The organism is Clavibacter capsici, assembly GCF_001280205.1.
Classification (GTDB): domain Bacteria; phylum Actinomycetota; class Actinomycetes; order Actinomycetales; family Microbacteriaceae; genus Clavibacter; species Clavibacter capsici.
In genome coordinates this window covers 1,038,209-1,060,425 of the sequence record NZ_CP012573.1, presented here as the reverse complement: position 1 = coordinate 1,060,425, position 22,217 = coordinate 1,038,209, and the positions used below count along the sequence as shown (strand labels likewise).

General features: G+C 73.1%; 18 protein-coding genes. 2 read left to right on the top strand and 16 right to left on the bottom strand.

The window, feature by feature from the left end:
- Positions 1 to 152: 152 nt before the first annotated feature.
- The 12 genes from ilvN to AES38_RS04985 form a co-directional block, all read right to left on the bottom strand.
- Positions 153 to 662, bottom strand: coding sequence for an acetolactate synthase small subunit (gene ilvN, locus AES38_RS05040; protein WP_043670567.1), 510 nt, complete (start codon positions 660 to 662; stop codon positions 153 to 155).
- Positions 659 to 2,494, bottom strand: coding sequence for an acetolactate synthase large subunit (locus AES38_RS05035; protein WP_244629237.1), 1,836 nt, complete (start codon positions 2,492 to 2,494; stop codon positions 659 to 661). The genes ilvN and AES38_RS05035 overlap by 4 nt, the downstream gene beginning before the upstream one ends.
- Positions 2,495 to 2,538: 44 nt before the next feature.
- A complete protein-coding gene (gene ilvD / locus AES38_RS05030; RefSeq protein WP_053774051.1) occupies positions 2,539 to 4,233 on the bottom strand; it encodes a dihydroxy-acid dehydratase in 1,695 nt (564 codons plus the stop codon).
- A gap of 68 nt (positions 4,234 to 4,301) precedes the next feature.
- Positions 4,302 to 4,871 (bottom strand): monovalent cation/H(+) antiporter subunit G, encoded by a 570-nt coding sequence (mnhG, locus tag AES38_RS05025; protein WP_053774050.1) that lies wholly within the window; start codon positions 4,869 to 4,871, stop codon positions 4,302 to 4,304.
- Positions 4,868 to 5,143: an MrpF/PhaF family protein gene (locus AES38_RS05020; RefSeq protein WP_043670558.1), complete on the bottom strand. Its 276-nt coding sequence runs from the start codon at positions 5,141 to 5,143 to the stop codon at positions 4,868 to 4,870. The genes mnhG and AES38_RS05020 overlap by 4 nt, the downstream gene beginning before the upstream one ends.
- Entirely contained in the window at positions 5,140 to 5,814 is a 675-nt protein-coding gene (locus AES38_RS05015) for a Na+/H+ antiporter subunit E (protein WP_043670556.1), read from the bottom strand. The genes AES38_RS05020 and AES38_RS05015 overlap by 4 nt, the downstream gene beginning before the upstream one ends.
- Entirely contained in the window at positions 5,811 to 7,403 is a 1,593-nt protein-coding gene (locus AES38_RS05010) for a Na+/H+ antiporter subunit D (RefSeq protein ID WP_053774049.1), read from the bottom strand. The genes AES38_RS05015 and AES38_RS05010 overlap by 4 nt, the downstream gene beginning before the upstream one ends.
- Positions 7,400 to 7,960 carry a Na(+)/H(+) antiporter subunit C gene (locus AES38_RS05005; protein WP_053774048.1) on the bottom strand — a complete coding sequence of 187 codons (561 nt, stop codon included), beginning with the start codon at positions 7,958 to 7,960 and terminating at the stop codon, positions 7,400 to 7,402. The genes AES38_RS05010 and AES38_RS05005 overlap by 4 nt, the downstream gene beginning before the upstream one ends.
- On the bottom strand, positions 7,957 to 10,965 hold the full coding sequence (locus AES38_RS05000; protein ID WP_053774047.1) for a Na+/H+ antiporter subunit A: 3,009 nt from the start codon (positions 10,963 to 10,965) through the stop codon (positions 7,957 to 7,959). Before AES38_RS05000 ends, AES38_RS05005 begins: the two co-directional genes overlap by 4 nt.
- 84 nt (positions 10,966 to 11,049) lie before the next feature.
- Complete coding sequence (gene otsB, locus AES38_RS04995) at positions 11,050 to 11,877, bottom strand: trehalose-phosphatase (protein WP_043670545.1); 828 nt, start codon at positions 11,875 to 11,877, stop codon at positions 11,050 to 11,052.
- Positions 11,878 to 11,882: 5 nt separating this feature from the next.
- Positions 11,883 to 13,478 (bottom strand): alpha,alpha-trehalose-phosphate synthase (UDP-forming), encoded by a 1,596-nt coding sequence (locus AES38_RS04990; protein WP_053774046.1) that lies wholly within the window; start codon positions 13,476 to 13,478, stop codon positions 11,883 to 11,885.
- A 100-nt stretch (positions 13,479 to 13,578) separates the two neighbouring features.
- Entirely contained in the window at positions 13,579 to 14,394 is an 816-nt protein-coding gene (locus AES38_RS04985) for a fructosamine kinase family protein (protein ID WP_053774045.1), read from the bottom strand.
- A 141-nt stretch (positions 14,395 to 14,535) separates the two neighbouring features.
- On the opposite strand from AES38_RS04985, the gene AES38_RS04980 reads away from it, so the two are divergent.
- Positions 14,536 to 15,411 (top strand): sugar phosphate isomerase/epimerase family protein, encoded by an 876-nt coding sequence (locus AES38_RS04980; protein WP_053774044.1) that lies wholly within the window; start codon positions 14,536 to 14,538, stop codon positions 15,409 to 15,411.
- 156 nt (positions 15,412 to 15,567) lie between these two features.
- Positions 15,568 to 15,870, top strand: a complete 303-nt coding sequence (locus AES38_RS04975) for a putative quinol monooxygenase (protein ID WP_053774043.1) — start codon at positions 15,568 to 15,570, stop codon at positions 15,868 to 15,870.
- Between the two features lie 81 nt (positions 15,871 to 15,951).
- Here the strand turns inward: AES38_RS04975 and AES38_RS04970 are convergent, their stop codons facing one another.
- The 4 genes from AES38_RS04970 to AES38_RS04960 form a co-directional block, all read right to left on the bottom strand.
- On the bottom strand, positions 15,952 to 17,262 hold the full coding sequence (locus AES38_RS04970) for a hypothetical protein (protein ID WP_053774042.1): 1,311 nt from the start codon (positions 17,260 to 17,262) through the stop codon (positions 15,952 to 15,954).
- Positions 17,263 to 17,356: 94 nt separating this feature from the next.
- Positions 17,357 to 19,252, bottom strand: coding sequence for a YhgE/Pip domain-containing protein (locus AES38_RS04965; protein ID WP_053774041.1), 1,896 nt, complete (start codon positions 19,250 to 19,252; stop codon positions 17,357 to 17,359).
- On the bottom strand, positions 19,249 to 19,779 hold the full coding sequence (locus AES38_RS16235; RefSeq protein ID WP_256998874.1) for a hypothetical protein: 531 nt from the start codon (positions 19,777 to 19,779) through the stop codon (positions 19,249 to 19,251). Before AES38_RS16235 ends, AES38_RS04965 begins: the two co-directional genes overlap by 4 nt.
- The gene (locus AES38_RS04960; protein ID WP_256998873.1) at positions 19,719 to 22,187 is read right to left on the bottom strand and encodes an MMPL family transporter; all 2,469 of its coding nucleotides are present in this window, start codon (positions 22,185 to 22,187) and stop codon (positions 19,719 to 19,721) included. The genes AES38_RS16235 and AES38_RS04960 overlap by 61 nt, the downstream gene beginning before the upstream one ends.
- Positions 22,188 to 22,217: the final 30 nt, after the last annotated feature.

Sequence of the window (22,217 nt, the reverse complement as noted above, 5' to 3'; positions counted from 1 at the left end):
TCTGTCGTCCCCGCGGGAAGGGCGAGGGGCGGTCGTGCCCGGCTGCCCCGCGCTCGGGCGGGGCGTGGGTCGTGCGGTACGTACGTGCGTGCGTGCCTCGGGCGACGCGCGGGGAGCCTAGCGGCTGTCGCCCGCGAGCCGCCGAGGTCGTCCTAGGCGGTGCGGAAGACGCGGTCGGTGATCGACTTCGAGCCGCGGCCCATGGCGAGGAGCCCCGACTGCGCGAGCTCCTTGATCCCGAAGGGCTCGAGCACGCGGAGGAGGGCCTGGACCTTCCCCGAGTCGCCCGTGACCTCGATGATGAGCGCGTCGGTCGCGACGTCGACCACCCGGGCGCGGAACAGGTTCACCGCCTCGAGCACCTGCGAGCGGGTCGTGTTGTCGACGCGCACCTTCACCAGCAGGTGCTCGCGCTCGACGGCCTGGCCGGGATCCAGCTCCACGATCTTGATGACGTTGACGAGCTTGTTCAGCTGCTTGGTCACCTGCTCGAGCGGGAGCGCCTCGACGTCGACGACGACGGTGATGCGCGACAGCCCCTCGATCTCGCTCGCGCCGACCGCGAGCGACTCGATGTTGAAGCCGCGGCGGGCGAACAGGCCCGCCACGCGGGTGAGGAGTCCGGGCTTGTCCTCCACCAGGAGGCTCAGGATGTGGCTCACTTCTCGGTCCTCCCGGTCTCGGCGAGGTCGTCGTCCCAGCTCGGGGCGTGGTCCCGGGCGTACTGCACGGCGCTGTTGCTGAGGCCCTGCGGCACCATCGGCCACACCATGGCGTCGCGGCTGACCACGAAGTCGATGACGACGGGGCGGTCGTTCGTCGCGAGCGCCAGGCGGATCGCGTCGTCCACCTCCTCCGGCTTCGTCACGCGGATCCCGAGGGCGCCGTACGCGTCGGCCATCTTCACGAAGTCGGGCACCATGCGGGTGCCGCCGCCCGTGTTGAGGTCGGTGTTCGAGTAGCGGCCCTCGTAGAAGAGGGTCTGCCACTGGCGCACCATGCCGAGCGACGAGTTGTTGATGATCGCCACCTTGATGGGGATGTCGTTGATCGTGCAGGTGGCGAGCTCCTGGTTGGTCATCTGGAAGCAGCCGTCGCCGTCGATCGCCCACACGTGGCGGTCGGGCTGGGCGACCTTGGCGCCCATCGCGGCGGGCACCGAGTAGCCCATGGTGCCGGCGCCGCCGGAGTTGAGCCAGGAGTTGGGGCGCTCGTACTTGATGAACTGCGCCGCCCACATCTGGTGCTGGCCGACGCCCGAGGCGAAGACGCCCTCGGGTCCCGTGATCTCGCCGATGCGCTGGATGACGTACTGCGGCGCGAGCTGGCCGTCCTCGGGCGGGGTGAAGCCGAGGGGGAACTCCTCGCGGAGCCCGTCGAGGTAGGTCCACCAGTCGGCGATGTCCTGCTCGACCTCGGACGCGGCCTTCGCCTCGCGGAACGCGACGACGAGGTCGGCGATGACGTCCTTCGCGTCGCCCACGATGGGGACGTCGGCGATGCGGATCTTGGAGATCTCGGCCGGGTCGACGTCCACGTGGACGACCTTGGCGTGCGGCGCGAACTCCGCCGCCTTGCCGGTGACGCGGTCGTCGAAGCGCGCGCCGAGCGAGACGAGCAGGTCGGACTCCTGGAGCGCGAGCACCGCGGGGACCGTGCCGTGCATGCCGGGCATGCCGAGCTGCTGCGGGTGCGAGTCGGGGAACGCGCCGCGCGCCATGAGGGTCGTCACGACGGGGGCGCCGACCGCCTCGGCCAGCGCGAGGAGCTCCTCGTGGGCCTTCGCGCGGATCACGCCGCCGCCCACGTAGAGGACGGGCTTCTTCGCCTCGACCAGGAGCTGCGCCGCGGCCTGGATCTGCTTGCCGTGCGCCTTGACGACGGGGCGGTAGCCGGGCAGGTCGATCTTCGGCGGCCAGTGGAAGGGCGCCTCGAGCTGCTGCGCGTCCTTCGTGATGTCGACGAGCACGGGGCCCGGGCGACCCGTGGAGGCGATGTGGTACGCCGCCGCGATGGTGGAGGGGATGTCCTCGGGCTTCGTGACCAGGAAGCTGTGCTTCGTGATGGGCATCGTGATGCCGACGATGTCGGCCTCCTGGAACGCGTCCGTGCCCATGAGGGTCGAGAAGACCTGGCCGGTGATCGCGAGGAGCGGCACCGAGTCCATGTACGCGTCCGCGATGGCGGTCACGAGGTTCGTGGCGCCGGGGCCGGAGGTGGCGATGCAGACGCCCGTGCGTCCGCTCGAGGACGCGTAGCCCTCGGCGGCGTGGCCGGCGCCCTGCTCGTGGCGGACGAGGATGTGGCGCAGCTTCGTCGAGTCCATGAGCGGGTCGTAGGTGGGGAGGATGGCGCCGCCGGGGAGGCCGAAGACGTCGTCGACCCCGAGGAGCTCGAGGGTCCGGACGACGGCCTCGGCTCCCGTGAGGATCTCGTCGCCCTGGTGGGCGGTCGGCGCCTGCGGCGTGGGGGGCGGGGTGGGCAGAGCTGGCATGGGTGCGCGATTCCTGGGAGAAGGAGCGGAAGGTGAGGAGGGGGTCATCCCGTGATCGCGCCCTCGGCGGCCGAGTGCACGAGCTTGGCGTACTTGGCGAGGACTCCGCGCGTGTAGCGCGGCGGGAGAGGTGCCCACCCCTCACGGCGGGCGGCGAGCTCGGCCTCGTCGACCAGTAGGTCGAGCGTGCGAGCGGCGATGTCGACGCGGATCCGGTCTCCATCGCGCACGAAAGCGACGGGACCTGCGTCCACCGCTTCGGGAGCCATGTGGCCGATGCACAGTCCGGTTGTGCCGCCTGAGAATCGACCGTCCGTCAAGAGTAGTACATCCTTGCCGAGGCCGGCGCCCTTGATGGCGCCCGTGATGGCGAGCATCTCGCGCATGCCGGGGCCGCCCTTCGGGCCCTCGTAGCGGATGACGACGACGTCGCCCTTCGAGATGCGGCCCTCGGTGAGGGCGTCCATCGCGGCGCGCTCGCGCTCGAAGACGCGGGCGGGGCCCTCGAACACGTCGAGGTCGAAGCCGGCCGTCTTGACGACCGCGCCCTCGGGGGCGAGCGAGCCGTGCAGCACGCTGATGCCGCCGGTGGCGTGGATGGGGTCGTCCATCTTCCGGACGACCGTGCCGTCGAGGTCCGCGAGGTCCATCGACTCGAGGTTCTCGCGCATGGTGCGCCCGGTGACGGTCATCACGTCGCCGTGGAGGAGGCCCGCGTCGAGGAGGGCCTTCATGACGACGGGGACGCCGCCGACGCGGTCGACGTCGTTCATCACGAAGCGGCCGAACGGCTTGAGGTCGCCGAGGTGCGGCACGCGGTCGGCGATGCGGTTGAAGTCCGACAGCTGGAGGTCGACCTCGGCCTCGCGCGCGATGGCGAGGAGGTGGAGGACGGCGTTGGTGGATCCGCCGAACGCCATGACCACGGAGATGGCGTTCTCGAACGCCTCCTTGGTCATGATGTCGCGGGCCGTGATCCCCTTCGCGATGAGGTTGACGACGGCCTCGCCGGAGCGGTGCGCGAAGTAGTCGCGGCGGCGGTCGGCGCTCGGCGGGGCGGCGGATCCGGGGAGGCTCATGCCGAGCGCCTCCGCGACGCTCGCCATGGTGTTCGCGGTGTACATGCCGCCGCAGGCTCCCTCGCCCGGGCAGATGGCCTTCTCGATGCGGGTCAGGTCCTCCTGGCTCATCGTGCCGGCCTTGCACGCGCCGACGGCCTCGAAGGCGTCGATGATGGTGACCTCCTTCTCCGTGCCGTCGGAGAGCTTCACCCAGCCGGGCGCGATGGATCCGGCGTAGAGGAACACCGAGGAGAGGTCGAGCCGGGCCGCGGCCATGAGCATGCCGGGGAGCGACTTGTCGCAGCCGGCCAGGAGCACGGAGCCGTCGAGGCGCTCGGCCATCATGACGGTCTCGACGCTGTCGGCGATGACCTCGCGGGAGACGAGCGAGAAGTGCATTCCCTCGTGGCCCATGGCGATGCCGTCGCTGACGGAGATGGTGCCGAACTGGAGCGGGTAGCCGCCGCCCGCGTGCACGCCCTCCTTGGCGCCCTGCGCGAGGCGGTCGAGGCTGAGGTTGCAGGGGGTGACCTCGTTCCACGAGCTCGCGACGCCGATCTGGGGCTTCTCCCAGTCCTCGTCGCCCATGCCGACGGCGCGGAGCATGCCGCGCGAGGAGGTGGCCTCGATCCCGTCGGTGACGTCGCGGCTCCGGGGCTTCATGTCGATCTCAGGCATGGGTCGAGTTTAGGTCCTCGGACGGAGCAGTCCCGGCGTCCTGGGAGCGGGCGCGCGAGCGGGCGGGGTCAGCCGATGCCTCGCGGGAGGCGGCCGTCCGCGGGGCCGTCCGGTCCGGCCTCCGCGGGATCCGCCGACGCGACGGGCGCCGCCTCGTCGCGGGGACCCGCGCCGCCGGGGACGTGGCCCGCCTCCTCCGCGGCGATGTTCTCCGCGGATCCCACCGGCAGCGTCGACGCGTCGACGTCGTCGGCGTCGCGCAGCTCCTCGTGGGCGCGGTCGATCGCCTCCTCCAGCTCGTCGACGAGGAGGTCCTCGCGGAGGAAGTGGCGGAGCCGGTAGCCCGCGCGGCCGACCATGTGCGCGGAGATCGGCGCCGTGAGCATCTGGAAGAGGAGCACGGGCACGAGCATCGCGACCGTGCTGAGGCTCTGCGACTGGAGGGCGAGCGCGAGGAGCACGAGGATCACGCCGAGGATCTGCGGCTTGGTCGCCGCGTGCATGCGCGCCAGCGGGTCGGGGAAGCGCAGGAGGCCCACGCCCGCGGCGACCGACAGCACGCCGCCGAGGATCAGGAGCACGAGGCTCACGAGGTCGAGGGCGTCGGCCAGCGGGCCGGACACCAGGACGTCGTTCACGACGGGTCCTGCTTGGAGACGTAGCGGGCCACGGCGACGGTCGCGAGGAACGCGGTCATCGCGAGCACGAGCATGACGGGCACCGTGCGGGTGTGCCCGTTGTGGATCATCTCGGCCCCCAGCACGCAGATGAGCGTGGTGAGCAGCACGTCGGACGCGATGATCCGGTCGAGGATGCTAGGGCCGCGCACGATGCGCACGAGGGCCATGGCGGCCGCCGAGAAGAACAGCGCCCCCACGATGACGTAGCCGACCTGCATGACGATGCTCATGGGAGCTCCTCCCCCGTGGTCGAGATGAGCCCCGCCTCGAGGTCGCGGTCGCGCACCAGCTCGTGCGCGCGCTGCCGGCGGGTCTGCAGCAGCGGCTCCCGGCCGGACTCGCGGCGCTCGCGGTTGACGCGCCACACGTCGTCGGCGGTGCCGAGGGTGAAGACGATGCGGCTCTCGACCTTCAGGGTCGTCGCGCGCACGCGCTCCACGTCCTCGGGGGTCGGCGTGCCGAGCGCGTGCAGGTACAGGATCGAGCGCTCGCGGTCGGCCTCCACCACGATCGAGCCGGGCACGAGCGAGACGACCTCGGCCGTGAGCGTCATGACGAAGTCGCTGCGCGTGTGCAGGTGCACGGCGATGACCGAGTTGACGGGCACGCTCCGCCAGTCGAAGGCCTGCGCCGCGACCTGGAACGACGCGCGCACGAGGTCCACAGCGAAGTGCCCGAGCAGGATCGCCGCCCAGCGGACGTCGAAGCGGCCCGACAGCTCCACGGGCGGCAGGTAGAACACGCGCGTCACGAGGAGCGCGAGCACGATGCCGGTGACCACGGAGATGACGGTGACGTGGCCCCAGAGCAGGAGCCAGAGGATCACGAGCCAGACGAGGAGCGGCAGCTGGACGAGGAGGGTGAGCCGCTCGGCGCGGGCGCGGGCCTTCCGGGGGCTCATCCGACGCCTCCCGGGAAGACCGTCTCGACGTAGCCCTGCTCGCCCGAGCCGACGCCGGATCCGGGACCCGTGAGGCTCTCGCCGGCGCGCTCGGACAGCGCGTAGACGGGGCCGGCGAAGACGGTGAGCGCGACGCTCACGACGACCATGCCGGCCGTCGCGCCCGTCATGAGCACCGGCGTCTTCCGCACGGTGGTCGTCGCCTCGCCGCCCGGGCGCTCGGAGAGCTGGTCGAGCAGGGGCGACTCGTAGTCCTCGACCTCCTCGGCTCCGCGCCAGAACGCCATGTTCCAGACGCGGGCGAGGGCGTACAGGGTGAGGAGGCTCGTGGCCGCGCCCGCGGCGATGACCGCGTAGGTGAGCCAGCCGCCGACCTCGGCGCCCGAGTCGAAGAGCGCGACCTTGCCGATGAACCCCGAGAACGGCGGGATGCCGCCGAGGTTGAGCGCGGGGATGAAGAACAGGATCGCCATCACGGGCGCCGCCTTGAGCAGGCCGCCCAGGCGGTTGATCGAGGTGCTGCCGCCCGTCCGCTCGATGAGGCCGGAGGCGAGGAACAGCGTCGTCTGCACGACGATGTGGTGGATCACGTAGTAGATGGTCGCCGTCATCCCGGCCACGGTGTTGAGCGCGATGCCGAAGATCATGTAGCCGATGTGGCTGACGAGCGTGAAGGACAGCAGCCTCTTGATGTCGGCCTGCGCGACGGCGCCGAGGATGCCGATCACCATGGTCAGCGCCGCGACCACCATGAGCGCCGTGGAGAGCTGGTCGGTGGGGAACATGACGGTCTCGGTGCGGAGGATCGCGTACACGCCGACCTTGGTGAGGAGCCCGGCGAAGACCGCGGTGACGGGCGCGGGCGCCGTCGGGTAGGAGTCCGGCAGCCAGAACGACAGCGGGAAGACGGCCGCCTTGATGCCGAACGCGACCAGCAGCATGATGTGCAGGATCAGCTGCACGTCCGGCGGGATCTCGTCGAGCCGCACCGAGATCTGCGCGATGTTCACCGTGCCGAGCGCGCCGTAGATCATGGCGATGGAGGCGAGGAACAGCATCGACGAGATGAGGCTCACGACGATGTAGGTGACGCCCGCGCGGATCCGGGCCTCGGTGCCGCCGAGCGTGAGCAGCACGTAGCTCGCCACGAGCAGGATCTCGAACCCGACGTAGAGGTTGAAGAGGTCGCCGGCCACGAAGGCGTTGAAGACGCCCGCCGCGAGGATCAGGTAGGTCGGGTTGAAGATCGACACGGGCGTCTCGCCGTCGCCGTCCTCGAGGCCCTGGCCGATCGAGAACATGAGGACCGCGAGCAGCACGATCGACGAGATCAGCAGCATGAGCGCCGAGAGCCGGTCGACCACGAGGACGATGCCGAACGGCGCCGCCCATCCGCCGATCTGAACCGACTGGCCGCCCTGCTGGTCGACGAGCACCAGGAGCACCGCGCTGATCGCGACGACGATCACGAGCGCGAGCACCGAGACCGCGACCTGGAGCCGCCGCTGGCGGGCGGCGACGAGGGCGGCGGCGGCCCCGAGCAGCGGCACGAGGACCACGAGCGGGATGAGGGATTGGAAGATCGTCATCGGTCCTCCCCCTTCCCCTGCTCGGCGCGCCTCGTGCGGAAGTCGCGGTCGTCGTCGTCGTCGGCCGAGTCGTCGATCGCCTCCTCCAGGTCGGACCGGTTGTCCCGGAGCTTCCGGGCGGACGCGATCGCGGCCTCGGCGTTGGTGCCGAACTCGGTGTCGTCGTCGTCGGGGACGGTGGGCTCCTCGCCGAGGCCCGTGCGGGGGCCGCGCATCGCGAGGTCGTCCTCGTCGTCCGTCACCACGTCGGCGTTCGCCAGCCGCCACGAGCGGTAGATGAGCGCCATGAGGAAGGCCGAGACGCCGAAGGTGATGACGATGGCGGTGAGGATGAGGGCCTGCGGGAGCGGGTCGGCGTAGTCCTCGGGATCCACGTCCGGGTCGTAGATGGGGGCGAGCCCCACGCGTCCCGACATGATGAGGATGAGGATGTTGGTCGCGTTGCCCACGAGCAGGAACCCGAGCAGCACGCGCGTCATGCTGCGCTCGAGCATGAGGTAGATGCCCGTCGCGTACAGCGCGGCCATGATCACGATGAGGGTGACGGAGACGCTCACACGCTCACCCCCTGCTCGGTCTCCATGCCGTCGGCTCCCTGCTCGACCGTCCGGTCGCTCTCCTCCTGGCGGTCGACCTCCGCGCCGAGGCTGCGGAGCACGTCGAGCGTGAGGCCGACGACGACGAGGTAGACGCCGACGTCGAAGAACGTGCTGGTGACGAACTCGACGTGCCCGATGAACGGCACCTCGGTGTCGATCCAGGTGGAGGTGAGGGCGTCGGCGCCGAAGACGAGCGGCACCGCGGCGGTGCCGACCGCGAAGACGAGGCCCGTGCCGAGCACGCGTCCCGCGTCCACCGGGGCGGCGGCGCCGAGCTCGTACCGGCCGCCCGCGAGGTAGCGCGCCACGAGCGCCATGCCCGCGAGGAGGCCGCCCGCGAACCCGCCGCCCGGCAGGTTGTGGCCCGCGAACAGCAGGTAGACGGACACGACGATGAGGCTGTGGAACAGGAGCCGGACGACGACCTCGAGGAGGATCGAGCGGTTCTGCGGCGCGAGCGTGCGGCCGGCGAGGAGCCAGGGGCTGCGCTCGGTGCGGCGCTGGTCCTTGACGGCGCGGGTGGCCTGCATCCGCGGGCCGTGCGCGCCGTGCTCGACCTCGAGGGGCGTCGTCGCGGCCGACGGGTCGCGCCGTCCGGCCAGGCGCGCGATGAGGCCGCGGCGCGACGGCGTCGTGAGGCGCGGCAGCGAGTCGGTGCGCCGGTTGAGGAAGATGAGGCTCGCGACGCCGGTGGCCGCGACGATGAGCACCGAGATCTCGCCCATGGTGTCCCAGCCGCGGAGGTCGACGAGCGTGACGTTGACGACGTTGCTGCCGTGGCCCTGCTCGTAGGCGAGGCGCGGGAACTCGAGCGAGATGGGCGACGCCACCCGGGCGCCGAGCGCGACGACCGCGACGGTGGACATGAGGGCCGCGACGGCGATGCCGATGGACGCGCGCCAGATCGGATGCACCGAGCGGTTCCGCTCCCCCAGCCGCACGGGCAGGCGGCGGAGCACGAGCACGAAGGCGACCAGGGTGATCGTCTCGATGAGCACCTGCGTGAGCGCGAGGTCGGGGGCGCCGTGCAGCGCGAAGAGCGCGGCCATGCCGTAGCCCGTGACGCCCACCAGCACGACGGCCTGGAAGCGCTTGCCCGCGCGGGCCGCGGCGACGGCGGCGACGACCATCACGACGCCGATCACGGGCTGGGCCGGGTGGTCGAACGGCACGGCGGTCGTCGGCCACGAGCGGTTGAGCGCGAGCGCGGATCCGACGGAGCCGATGAGCACGAGCAGGATCACGCCGAGGTAGAAGGGCAGCGAGCCGCGCTGCGTCGTGGCGGTGGTGCGCGCGGCGACCCGGTCGATGAGGCGCATCGAGGCCCAGTAGATGCGGGCCGCGTCGATCCACGCGGGCACGCGCGACTGCAGCGCGAAGACCCCGTCGCGGAGGCGGAACATCGCGAGGCCGACCACGAGCGTGCCCGCGGAGATGAGGAGCGCCGGCTCGATCCCGTGCCAGAGCGCGAGGTGGTACGTGTGGTCGGGCTCGCCCGAGGCCCCCGCGCTCACGGCGGGCAGCGTGTCGGCGTACCCGGCGATCCAGCCGTCGACGGACGACGCGAGGAAGCCGAGCACGAGGCCGGTCACGGCGAGCACGGCCGGCGGCACGAGGAAGTCGAGGTGCTCGTGCACGGGCTGAACCTCGTCCACGCCGCGCTTGCGGGCGAACGCGCCCCACAGGAAGCGCGCGCTGTAGGCGACCGTGAGGCAGGAGCCGACCGCGACGCCGACGAGCGCGACCCAGCCGAGGCCGCCGCCGAGCTCCGCGTCGAGGAGGAGCGCGGAGAGCACGGCCTCCTTGGCGACGAAGCCGAGGAAGGGCGGCAGGCCCGCCATCGACGCGAGGGCGAGCGCGGTGATCACCGCGAGCACCGGCGCCTTGCGGCCGAGGCCGCTGATCTTGCGGAGGTCGCGCGTGCCGGTGCGGTGGTCCACCACGCCGACGACGAGGAACAGGGTCGCCTTGAAGAGCGCGTGCGCGAGGAGGAGCGCGACGCCCGCGAGGGCCGCGTCGCGCGTGCCGTAGCCGACGACCACGGTGAGGAAGCCGAGCTGGCTCACCGTGCCGTAGGCGAGGACGAGCTTCAGGTCCATCTGCTTGAGCGCGCGCCAGCCGCCGACGAGCATGGTGGCGACGCCCAGCGACACCAGCAGCACGCGCCAGCCGGGCACGTCGGCGTAGCCGGGCGCGAGGCGGGCGATGAGGTAGATGCCGGCCTTCACCATCGCGGCGGCGTGCAGGTAGGCGCTCACCGGGGTGGGTGCGGCCATCGCGGCCGGCAGCCAGAAGTGGAACGGCACGAGCGCCGACTTGGAGAGGGCGCCCAGGAGGATCAGCACCACGGCGACGGGGATGAGCGGGCCGCCGGGGGGATCCTCGACGAGCGCCGCCATGCTCGTGGTGCCGCCCGCGACCGAGAGGATGACGAGGCCGACGAGCATCGCGAGCCCGCCCGCGGTGGTCACGAGGAGCGCCTGCAGCGCGGCGCCGCGGCTCGCCTTCTTGCCGGTGTAGTGGCCGATGAGGAGGTAGGAGAGGACGCTCGTCGCCTCCCAGAACGTGAAGAGGACGAAGACGTCGTCGGCGAGGACGAGGCCGTACATGACGCCCGCGAAGGCGAGCAGCAGCCCCGCGAACCGGCCGAGCCCCTCCTCGCTCGAGCGGAAGTAGCGCGCGCAGTAGAGGAGGACGAGGGCGCCGACGCCCGTGACCACGAGCGAGAGGAGCCAGGAGAGCGCGTCCATGCGCATGTCGAGCGCGATGCCGAGGGACGGGATCCACTCCAGGCGCTCGACGACCTCGCCGTCGGGGAGCACGGCCGGCGCCTGCGCGACCGTGTACGCGAACGCCGCGGCGGGCACGAGCGCCGCGACGAGGAAGGCGCGCACGCCGATCAGCCGGGCCAGCAGCGGGACGAGGATCGAGGCGATCAGGAACGCCGAGAGGAGGACGAGCAACTGCGGTCTCCTCTCGCGAGTCGGCTATTTCCCCAGTCTACCTGGGCCCTGCCTGGGAGACCGGGATGGATCCGCCCTGCGGGATCAGTCGGGGCGGACGGCCGGCTCGGCGCGCAGGTCGGCGAGCACCTGCAGCACGCGCGCCACGTCGTGCGGCCCGTCCACGCGGAAGTCCGCGGCGGTCGCGCCCGTCCCGCTCTTGAGGCCGAGGTCGCCGGCCTGGAGCGCGGCGAAGGCGTCCTCGTCGGTCACGTCGTCGCCCGCGTAGAACACGGCGGTCGCCTCGGCGTACCGGCGGAGGTGCTCGACGGCCTCGCCCTTGGTGGCCTGGCGGATGCTGAACTCCAGCACGTCCTTGCCGGATCGCACCTTGAGGCCGTCGACCTCGGCCTGCGCCTCCTGCGTCGCCACGAGGTGCGCGATGCGGCTGTGCTTCTCGGTCGCGAGGCGCGTGTGCAGGGCGAAGCCCGCGGGCTTCTCCTCGATCCACACCTCGTCGAGCGAGTCGGCGACCTGGCCGAGCACGTCGGAGAGGACCCCGCGCTGCGCGAGCTCGCCCTCGTCGAGGGTGAGCTCGATGTCGTCGCTGTCGAGGCGGATCTCCACGCCGTGCGAGCCCACGAGCAGCACGTCGTCCGGCAGGTCGGCCACGGCCTCCAGGCTCCGGAGCGCCCGGCCGGAGACGAGCGCGACGCGCGTCTCGGGCAGGGCGAGGAGCGCGAGCACGGCCGCGCGGGCCTCGGGCACCGCGCGCGCCTTCTCGGGGTCGTCGACCTCGGGCGCGAGCGTGCCGTCGAAGTCGAGCGCCACGAGCAGGCGCGGCGTGCGCGCGAGCTCGGTGAGCGCCTCGAACAGCCGGCCCGGGAAGCCGCGCCCGCCCTTCGCCTGGATGTCGGTGGTCAGCTCGGCCACCCGCGCTACCAGCCCTCGTCCATCAGCGGCTCGACGACCTCTTCGTCGGGCCCCTCGTGGATCGAGGCGGCGTGCGTGCGCCCGAGGTCGGCGAGGAAGGAGCTCGACCAGGCCGCCACGTCGTTCTCGAACACGCGCTTGCGGAGCGACCGCATGCGCTTGCGCTGCTCGGGCTTCGGCATCTCGATGGCGCGGAGGATCGCCTCCTTGAGGCCCTCGATGTCGTGCGGGTTGACGAGGAGCGCGGCCTTCAGCTCGTCCGCGGCGCCCGCGAACTCGCTGAGCACGAGCACGCCCTCGTTCGAGTGCTTGGTGGCCACGTACTCCTTGGCGACCAGGTTCATCCCGTCGCGGAGGGCGGTGACGAGCATCACGTCCGCCGCGAGGCAGAGCGCGACCATCTCCTCCTTCGGGTACCCGTGGTGGAGGTAGCTGATGGCGGTGTGGCTGATGGAGCCGTAGTCGCCGTTGATGCGGCCGACCGTGAGCTCGATCTCGTCGCGCAGCTGCCGGTACGTCTCGACGCGCTCGCGGCTGGGGCTCGCGACCTGCACGAGCGTCGCGTCCTCGACCTTCACGCGGCCCTCGGCGAGGAGCTCGCCGAACGCCTTCAGGCGGTGGCCGATGCCCTTCGTGTAGTCGAGCCGGTCGACGCCCAGCAGGATCGTCTTGGGGTCGCCGAGGTCGGCGCGGATCTGGCGGGCGCGCTCCTGGATGGCCGGGTCCTTGGCCATCTCCTCGTAGCTGCGTGCGTCGATCGAGATCGGGTAGTGCTTGGCGACCACCTGGCGCGTGCGGAGCTCCCGCACGGGCTTCGACGGCTTGGTGCCGGGGACGGTGAGCGGGATGCCGCCGCGCACGGGCACGTCGACCGTGGATCCCCGGGTCGTGTACCCGAACAGCCGCCGCACCGCGCGCGTGAAGTTGCCCGCGTCGGCGACGCGCTGGAAGCCGATGACGTCGGCGCCGAGGAGACCCTCGATGATCTGCGTGCGCCACGGCAGCTGCGAGTAGATGCCGTAGGGCGGGAACGGGATGTGGTTGAAGAAGCCGATGGTGAGGTCGGGCCGCTGCTCGCGGAGCATCTTCGGGACGAGCTGGAGCTGGTAGTCCTGCACCCACACGGTGGCGCCGGGGGCGGCGGCCTTCGCGGCGGCGTCGGCGAAGCGCTGGTTGACCTTGACGTAGGTGTCCCACCACTCGCGGTGGTAGCTCGGCTGCGCGATGACGTCGTGGTAGAGCGGCCAGAGCGTGTCGTTCGAGAAGCCCTCGTAGTACTCGGCGAGGTCCTGCTCGCTGAGCGTGACGGGGATGATCGAGATGCCGTCGTCGACGAAGGGATCGACGTCGTGGTCGGCGATGCCCGGCCAGCCGATCCACGCGCCCTCGTTGGCGCGCATCACGGGCTCGAGCGCGGTCACGAGACCGCCGGGCGAGTGCCGCCAGGAGGTCGTGCCGTCGGCGGCGACCACGCGGTCGACGGGGAGGCGGTTGGAGACGACGACGAGGTCGTAGGCGCCCGGCTCGACGTCGGCGCCGTCGGGCGCGGCGGCGGTGGTCGGCTCGGTCGCGGAGGGCGTGGATGAGGGTGGCGGAGTCACGGTTCCCGTCTCGGTTGCGCAGAGCTCTGTGGTACCTGCTCGGTGGTCCGAGGCTACCAGCCCGGCCGCTCCGTGACCGGGGGTCGCGCGCTCCCCGGCATCACATCCGGAGCACGGCCCGGGCCGCGTCGTGGAGGGCGTCGCCGTAGGAGGGGCCGTGCGACGCGGCGTGCACGGCGAGCGGATGCAGCTGGTGCAGCGGCACGCGGTCGCGCCAGCCGGCGGCGAGGGACCCGGTGTCGGCGTAGGCGCCGAGGAGGTCGTCGAGGCCGGGGCAGCCGAAGAGCGCGAGCATGGCGAGGTCGGTCTCCCGGTGGCCGCCGTGCGCCGCCGGGTCGATGAGCACGGCGCCGTCGTCCGTCCACTGCACGTTGCCCGCCCACAGGTCGCCGTGGATCCGGGCGGGCGGCGCCTGGTCGTCGAACCGGCCGTCGGCGGCGAGGCCGCACGCCCGCTCCACGTCGGACGCCTGGGCCGCGGTCGCGTTGCCCGCGTCGACCGCGCGGCGGAGGTACGGGAGCACGCGCTCGCGGGCGTACCAGGCGCCCCATCCCTCCGAGGCCGCGGCGTCCTCGGGAGCGCGGACCGACAGCGGCTGCCGCCCGATGAACGCGGGGCCGTCGAGCCCGGGTGGCGGGGATCCGAACGCGGGCGCCCCGGCGGCGTGCGTCGCGGCGAGCGCCGTGCCGAGCGCCCGTGCGGCTTCCCGCGTGGGCCGCGCGGTCTCCAGGCGCTCGAGGTCGATGCGGCCGGGCACGACGTCGAGCACGCGGACCACGCGCGCTCCCCCGTCCGGCTCCGCCTCGGCCAGCCACGCCAGCCCCGCGGCCTCCGCCTCGAAGAAGCCGCGCGGCGCATCCGCCCGCTCCTTGCGGAACGCGCCCCGGTCGCGCCCGTCCCCTCCCGCTGCCGTCATGCGGCCACCTCCCTGGCGCGGCGGATCCGCCCGTCGCGCCCCTCCAGCATGCCGACCGCCCCTGTCCGCGTCGCGCACCCGACACGCGCCGGACCTCCCGCGTACCCCGGGGGCCCAGCGTCGCCGGGTACGCTCGCCGACGTGATCCGAGTAGGCATGAGCACGACCTGCGTGTACCCCCAGCCCGTCGAGAACGCCTTCGTGATGGCCAAGCGCGCCGGCTTCGACGGCGTCGAGATCATGGTGACGAACGACCGGGTCACCCAGGACGCCGCCGCCCTCCGCGCCATGTCGGAGAAGCACGGGCTGCCCATCCTCTCCATCCACGCGCCGGTGCTGCTGCTCACCCACTTCGTGTGGGGCCGGGACCCCCAGGTGAAGCTGGAGCGGTCGGCCGAGCTCGCGCACGCGGTCGGCGCGCCCGCCGTCGTCGTGCACCCGCCGTTCCGCTGGCAGGCGGGCTACGCGGAGTCGTTCCTCGAGATCGTGCGCTCCATCCAGACGGAGACGGGCGTCGAGATCGCGGTCGAGAACATGTTCCCGTGGCAGGTCGCCGGTCGCAGCATGAAGGCGTACTCCCCCGGATGGGATCCGCGCGACATGGACTGCGACGCCACCACGCTCGACTTCTCGCACGCCTCCCTCTCCGGCCAGGACGCGCTCGAGATGGCCAAGGCCCTCGGCCCGCGCCTGCGCCACGTGCACCTCTGCGACGGATCCGGCTCGCAGGACGACGGCCGCATCCTCGACGAGCACCTCCTCCCCGGCCGCGGCACGCAGCCCGTCGCGGAGACGCTGCGCTGGCTCGCCGAGCAGGGCTGGCAGGGCGGCGTCGTCGCCGAGGTCAACACGCGCAAGGCCAAGGACGAGGACCAGCGGCTCGCCATGCTCGTCGAGACGCGCGAGTTCGCGCAGCGCCAGCTGCGGCTCGACACGGCGCCCGAGAGGACGCCCGTCGCGCCTCCCGTGATGTCGGGGTACCAGCGGCTCCGCACGGCGCTCCGCCGCGACAAGTGATCCCGGGCGGTCGCCGAGCGCGCGGCCGACACGCCCGCGGGCCGGGCGCGGAATGCACGTCCAGGTGCGCCCGGTTGGATGGGGCAGGGGAACGCCCCCGCACATGATCGACGTCGCGCGAGGCCACGCCGGCCCGACGTCGGGACCGGAGACACCATGAGCACCACCGTGCACCTCGAGATCCAGGTCGACGAGAGCCGACTCGGCGACGTCGCCGACGTCCTCGCTGAGACCCTGCAGGCCACGCGCGCCTTCCACGGCAACGAGGGCCTCGAGGTCCTCGTCGACGACGCGGATCCCGCCCGCATGGTCGTCGTGGAGCAGTGGGCGACCACCGCCGACCACGACGCCTACGTCGCCTGGCGTGCTACGCCCGAGGGCGCCGCGCGCCTCGGCGAGGTGCTGGCCGCGCCGCCCGTGACCCGCGTGTACAGCGGGCGCATCGCGCTCGCGCTGTAGCGCCGAGCGCACGCACGACGCACGACGAGGGCCGCCCGGGGAACCGGGCGGCCCTCGTCGCGTCGGGAGCGGGTCCCCCCGTCAGCGCCCGCTGAGGTCGTAGGGGCGCTGGAGCGGATCCACCGTGGCGAGGTAGCCGCCGTCCGGGAGCGCGGAGGGCACGGCGATCGTGCCGCGCACCGTCGCCGTCGTGCCCGCGACGTCGATCTCGAGGACGGATCCCGTGCCGGCCCGGGACAGGAACAGCTCGGAGCCGTCGTCGGACGCGGCGAGGAACCGCGCCGTGGATCCGGCACCCGGCGACTGCCCGAGCGTCGGCAGCCGCACCGTCGTCACGGCGCCGTCGTACAGCCCCGACCGGCCGCGAGCCACGAGGGACAGCGTGTCCACGCCGTCCGCCGTCACGACGGCGGCCGCGTACGCGGGGGTGACGACGGCGCGCGTCGATGTGCCCGATCCGAGCGCCACGCTCGCGACGGCCCCGCGGTGCATCGACGACGACGTGAGGAGCGTGGGCGCCCCCGGCCCCGTGCCGGTCTGCGTCCCCACGGCGGTCTCGCCGTCCGGCGCCATGCGCGGCCGGTAGCTCTGCCCGGCGGGCTCGGGGTAGGCGCGGGCCGCGGACGCGCCGAACCCGCCCCGGGTGAGCGGCACCGTCTCGATCCCGTCGTGCAGGGTCGACCCGATCGCGGTGCCGCGCGCGTCCGCGACGGGCCCGTGCGGGTACGCGCCGAGGGGCGTCGACGCCACGGGCGAGGGGGCCGTGTCGCCGCCGAGGATCGCCGCGACGTCGTACGCGTCGAAGCGGCCTCCCGCGCTCACGACGAGCCGCAGCGGCGAGCCGACGAGGAACGTCTCCATCTCCTCGGTGCCGCGCTCCCCCGTCGTGGCGAGGGTCACCTCGCTCGTGCGGATGGTCACGGTGCGCGCCAGCCGCCTGCGGGTGTCGACCACGGTGACCTGCTGCGTGGTGGACCCGTCGATGTCCGAACCGACCGCGATGAGGCGGTGCCCGGGGTCGTCCGCGATCCAGCCGGCGCGGGTCCACGCTCCGGCGACGGCCGGGATGGGCGTGGAGGAGGCGATGCGGGGGACGCCCGACGCGGCGATGTCCACCACGTCGAGGCGCGGTCCGGACTCGTCGACGAAGGCCACGCGACCGTGTCCCATCTGGATCACCCCCGCGTGCGTCCCGAGGACCGCGCCCGGCAGCGCGCCGGTCGTCCGGCCGGTGGACGCGTCGACGACGGAGACGGCGTGCGCGGACGCGTCCGCCACGAGCAGCCACCGCGCGCGCGGGGCCGCGTCCGCGGCGGACGCGGGGGCCGCGAGGGATCCCGCGACGAGGCCGAGGGCGGCGGCGCCGGCGGCGAGGAGGGAGGGGATGCGCATGGTGCCCGCTTTCCGAGAATGGTTCTCAGGAGCGTACGACCACGGCGGCGCCGCCCGGGCGCGCCCTCCCCAGCGGGCGGAGGGCGCGCCGGGATCAGACGGCGACGGCGACCGACGAGGGCGCGGCTCCCGGCACGAGCCCGAGGCTCCGCGCCCGCCGGGACCGCCGCGTCACGAGGTACGACACCGCGAGGCTCAGCAGCAGGAAGACGGCGAGCATGCCCGCGGATCCCCAGGCCACGCCGGGAGCGCCGCCCGCGATGATCGCCTGCATGCCCGAGGCCGCGTAGGTGAGCGGCAGGAACGGGCTGAGCGCCTGGAACGGCGCGGCGACGAGCTGGAGCGGCACCACGCCGCCCATCGCCGCGGCCTGGATCGCCAGCAGGATCAGCGACACCACCATGCCGGTGCGGCCGAACGCCTGCCGGAGCAGGTAGTGGATCGCCGTGAACGCCGCCGCGGTGACGGCCGCGAACCCGAGGGTCGCGGGCAGCGCCGCGACCGACAGGCCGAGGGCGGCGTGCACGAGCGCGACCAGCAGCACGACCTGGGCCAGGGCGATGAGCGCGGCCCGCGCGAGCACGCGTCCCATGACGCGGCCGGTCGCGGCCGACGACGCGAGGAGCCGTCGGGCGGCCGGGCGCAGCACGAGGAAGGTCGCGAAGGCGCCGACCCACAGGCCGATGGGCACGAAGATCGCGGCGACGGCGTCGCCCGGGCTGCCGATCTCGTTCTCGCGCTCGACCGTCAGGCCGACGGGATCCGCGACGACGCCCGAGGCGGACGACGCCTGGTCGGCGTCGAGCGACGGGATCTGCTCCGCGCCCTGCGCGAGACCCCGGCCGAGCTCGGTGGCGCCCGTGGAGAGCGAGGTGGCGCCCGTGGCGAGGTCGCCCGCGCCGGTGGCCGCGCCCGAGGCGCCGGTGCGGAGCTGGCCGAGGCCGTCGCTCAGCTGCCGCGCCCCGGAGACGAGCGCGCCGCCGTTGGCCGCGAGCTGCGACGCGCCGGACGCGCTCTGGCCGATGCCCTGCTGCACGCCCTGGATCCCGGCGGCCGTCTGCGTCGCGAGGGTCTGCCCCTCGGCCGCGTACTGGTCGAGCCCCTGCTCGAGCGGCGCGAGCTGCGCCGCGATGGGCGCGGTGCGCGGATCCGCCGACAGCTGCTGCCGGATCCCCTGCACCTGGGTCGCGATCTGCCCGGCCCCGCCCGCGTACCGCCCCACGCCGTCGGAGACCTGCGAGAGCCCCGCGGCCCCGGTCTGGAGCCGGTCGAGCCCCGAGGAGAGCTGGGAGACGCCGCCCGTGTAGGTGCCGAGGCCGTCGGCGAGCTGCGACGCGCCCTGCTGGGTGCGGCCGATGCCGTCGCCGAGCTGCGTGATCCCGTCGCCGAGCGTCGTGGCGCCGGAGGACAGCTGCGTCGCGCCGTCGGCCAGCTTCCCCGCGCCGTCGCCGGCGTCCGTCAGCGAGCCCTTGAGGCTCCCGAAGGTCGTGTAGATCCCGGAGACGAACTGCGACGTGATGGCGTTGCCGAACACGCTCGTCATGCCGACGCCCACGGCCTGCGTGGCCGCGCCCGTCAGGTAGCCGTGCGCGTCGTCCGTCCGCACGCTGATCTGCGCCCGCTGCGGGGCGTCCGTCGACAGCGACACGATCGACGCGGAGAAGTCCTCCGGCACCGTCAGCACCGCGTAGACCTCGCCGTCGTCGAGCATCCGCTCGGCCTCGTCGGCGTTGGTGATGGTCCAGTCGAAGGCCTGGTTGTCATCGGAGGTCAGCTGCGTGACGAGCAGGCGGCCGGCGAGCACGGGCGACTCGGTGCCGTCCGGCGCCTTCTGCTGCACCATCTCGTCCTGGTTGACGATGGCGGCGGGCACGCGCTCGACGCCCTTCGCGACGTCGGAGAGTGAGCCGATGAAGAGGCCGGCGACCGCGAGGGGCACGATCGCGACGAGGGCGACGGCGAGGCGTCGGCGTGCGGAGCGGGTGGTCATCGGCGGGTCTCCTCGACGGTCGGGACGGTCGTGACGGGCTGATCGGCGGCGGTGGACTCGGGGGTGCCGTCGTCCGCGCCGAGCCGGAGGCGGACGGTGGGCCGCCCGGGGATGCCGTGGTCGTCCGGGAACCACGGCGCGCCCAGGAGGACGGTCGTGCTCTCGTGCACGAGCTCGGGCAGGGCGGCGAGGAACGCGCGCTCGGCGGCGGCGTCCGGGAAGGGATCCACCACGTCGAGCACGAGCACGGGGGCGCGTCCCGACGCGGCGACGGCAGTGAGGGCGATGGCGCGCTCGAGCGGCAGCAGCGATCCGACGGGGTCGTCGGCGCCGATGCGGCGGGCGCCGGCGGCGTCGGCCGCAGCGGCGATCCTGTCCAGCCACTCGGCCTGCCGGGCGCGGGCGCCGCGGCGGCGGCCCATGGGCTCGGACAGGTCGATGCGCTCGGCGAGGAGGTCCCCCACCGTCACGCCCGCGTCCACGCGGTCGACCCGGCCGAGGTCGGCCATCGCGACGCTCGTGAGCACGCGGCCCGACTCCGACGCGAGCGGGTGCCCGGCGACCTGCGCGCGGCCCGAGACCGGCGCGAGCCGGGCCCGAGCGTGGCGCCGAGGAGCCGGCGGTCGGCGACGTCGCCCTCGACGAGCACGAGGGATCCGGCCGGCGCGCTGAGGTCGACGGGCGCGAGCCGGCGTCCGGGCACCCCCGCGACGAGCCGCTCGGCCGCGACGGCGGCGCCGGACGCGCGCGCCCAGTCGACGTCGTCCTGGTGCTCGCGGAGCCCCTCGCCCTCGATGTCGACGTCCGGGAGGATCCGGTCGAGCCAGCGCGGGATCCACCACGCGCGCTTCCCGAGCAGCGCCATGGCGGCGGGCACGAGCGTCATGCGCACGAGGAAGGCGTCGAAGAAGATGCCGACCGCGAGGCCGAGCGCGATGGTCTTGATCACGCCCGCGCCCTCGGGCACGAAGGCCGCGAAGACGAAGAACATGATGAGCGCGGCGGCCGTGACGACGCGGGCGGCGCCCGAGAAGCCGGTGACGATGGCGCGCCTCGCGTCGCCGTGGTGCACGAAGTCCTCGCGCATGCCGGAGACGAGGAACACCTCGTAGTCCATGGCGAGGCCGAACAGGATCGCCATCAGCAGGATCGGCATGAAGCTGAGGATGGGGCCGGGCGTGACCCCGAGGGCGTCCGCGAACAGCCCGTCCTGGAAGATCGCGACGACCGTGCCGAACGACACGATGACGCTCAGCAGGAAGCCCACCGCGGCCTTGACCGGCACGAAGATCGACCGGAACACGATCATCAGCAGGATGATCGACAGACCCACCACCACGATCCCGAACGGCACCAGCGCCTGGTCGAGCCGCTGCGAGATGTCGTTCTGCACGGCGGTCGTGCCCGTGACGGACACGCGCGTGTCGTAGCGGTCGTGGAGGCCGGGCGCGAGGTCGCGGATCGACTGCATGAGCGCCGTCGTCTCCGCCGACTCGGGCGGGCTGTCCGGCACGACCTGGATGATCGCGGTGTCGACCGACGGGTTCGGGGTGCCCGCACCCACGAACGCCACGTCGTCGAGGCCGCGGATCTCGTCGCCGATGTCCTTCAGCACGCCGATCGGGTCGGTGGTCTGCGTGATGTCGACGAGCACGACGAGCGGCCCGTTGTGGCCCGGCCCGAACGCGTCCGAGACGGTGTCGTACGCGACGCGGCTGGTGGATCCGGCGGGCTCCGTCGCCCCGCTCGGCAGGCCCAGCTGCAGCTGCGACGCGGGCACGGCGAGGAGCCCGGCGATGCCGATGACGATCACGACGGGGATGATCGGCACCTTCGTGACGACCTTCACCCAGCGCGCGCCGAGCGTCCGCTGCGTGCCCTCGGCCTGCGCCGTCGCGCGGCGGGCCGCCCGGGAGCCCTCCTTCGGCCGGAGCCGCTCCCCCGCGAGGCCCAGCATGGCCGGCAGCAGCGTGGTCGCGACGCCCATCGCGAGCAGCACCGCGAAGGCGGCGCCGAGCCCCATCACCGTGAGGAACGGGATCTGCACCACGAGCAGCCCCAGCAGCGCGATGATCACCGTCACGCCCGCGAAGATCACGGCGCTGCCGGCGGTCGCCACCGCGGTCGCCGCCGAGCGCTCAACGGGCATGCCGTTGGCGAGCTGCGTCCGGTGCCGCATGAGGATGAAGAGGGCGTAGTCGATGCCGACGGCGAGGCCGATCATCACCGCGAGGAGCGGCGACGCGCTCGAGACCGTGACGAAGGACGCGGCGGCCAGCAGCGCGCCCGAGGAGGCGGCCACGCCGACGAGCGCCCCGAGGAGCGGCAGCCCCGCCGCGAGGAGCGACCCGAACGTGATCACGAGCACGAGGCCCGCGAAGAGCACGCCGAACGCCTCCGTCACCGTGACGCCGTAGTGGACGTCCTGGAACACCTGGCCGCCGAACGACACCCGCAGCCCCGCGTCGGTCGCCGCCTGCGCCGACCCCTTCAGCGCGTCGAGCGTGGCGTCCGTCACCTGGTCGCTCTGCCCCGCGAACTGCACGGTCGTGATCGCCACGGTGCCGTCCTCCGAGACGGCGTCGGTCGCGTACTCGGAGAAGGGCGACAGCGCCGTCTCCACGCCCGGCACGTCGGCGGCGGCCGTCGCGGTCGCCTCGATGGCGGCCTTCTCGGCGTCGTCGGTGACCTTCGCGCCGTCCGGCGCCTGGGTCACGATCTGCGCGCTGGCGCCCGCGGCCTGCGGGAACACGGCGGCGAGCCGGTCGATGGCCTCCTGCGACTCCGTGCCCGGGATCGCGAACGACTCCTGGGTCTTCCCGCCGAGCGCGAGGCCGCCGCCGAGCAGGATGCCGAGGACGAGGATCCACGCGGCGACGACGCGCCACGGGTGGAGGAACGAGATCCGGCCGAGCCGGTACAGAAGCGTGGCCATGGGCGGGTGGCTCTCCTTGGGTGGGGACGT

Bases quoted from the DNA above. Each gene is read 5' to 3' on its own strand.
- AES38_RS05035 (WP_244629237.1), bottom strand. From the start codon at position 2,494: ATGCCAGCTCTGCCCACCCCGCCCCCCACGCCGCAGGCGCCGACCGCC.
- ilvD (WP_053774051.1), bottom strand. From the start codon at position 4,233: ATGCCTGAGATCGACATGAAGCCCCGGAGCCGCGACGTCACCGACGGG.
- AES38_RS05020 (WP_043670558.1), bottom strand. From the start codon at position 5,143: ATGAGCATCGTCATGCAGGTCGGCTACGTCATCGTGGGGGCGCTGTTC.
- AES38_RS05015 (WP_043670556.1), bottom strand. From the start codon at position 5,814: ATGAGCCCCCGGAAGGCCCGCGCCCGCGCCGAGCGGCTCACCCTCCTC.
- AES38_RS05010 (WP_053774049.1), bottom strand. From the start codon at position 7,403: ATGACGATCTTCCAATCCCTCATCCCGCTCGTGGTCCTCGTGCCGCTG.
- AES38_RS04985 (WP_053774045.1), bottom strand. From the start codon at position 14,394: ATGACGGCAGCGGGAGGGGACGGGCGCGACCGGGGCGCGTTCCGCAAG.
- AES38_RS04975 (WP_053774043.1), top strand. From the start codon at position 15,568: ATGAGCACCACCGTGCACCTCGAGATCCAGGTCGACGAGAGCCGACTC.
- AES38_RS04970 (WP_053774042.1), bottom strand. From the start codon at position 17,262: ATGCGCATCCCCTCCCTCCTCGCCGCCGGCGCCGCCGCCCTCGGCCTC.
- AES38_RS04965 (WP_053774041.1), bottom strand. From the start codon at position 19,252: ATGACCACCCGCTCCGCACGCCGACGCCTCGCCGTCGCCCTCGTCGCG.
- AES38_RS04960 (WP_256998873.1), bottom strand. From the start codon at position 22,187: ATGGCCACGCTTCTGTACCGGCTCGGCCGGATCTCGTTCCTCCACCCG.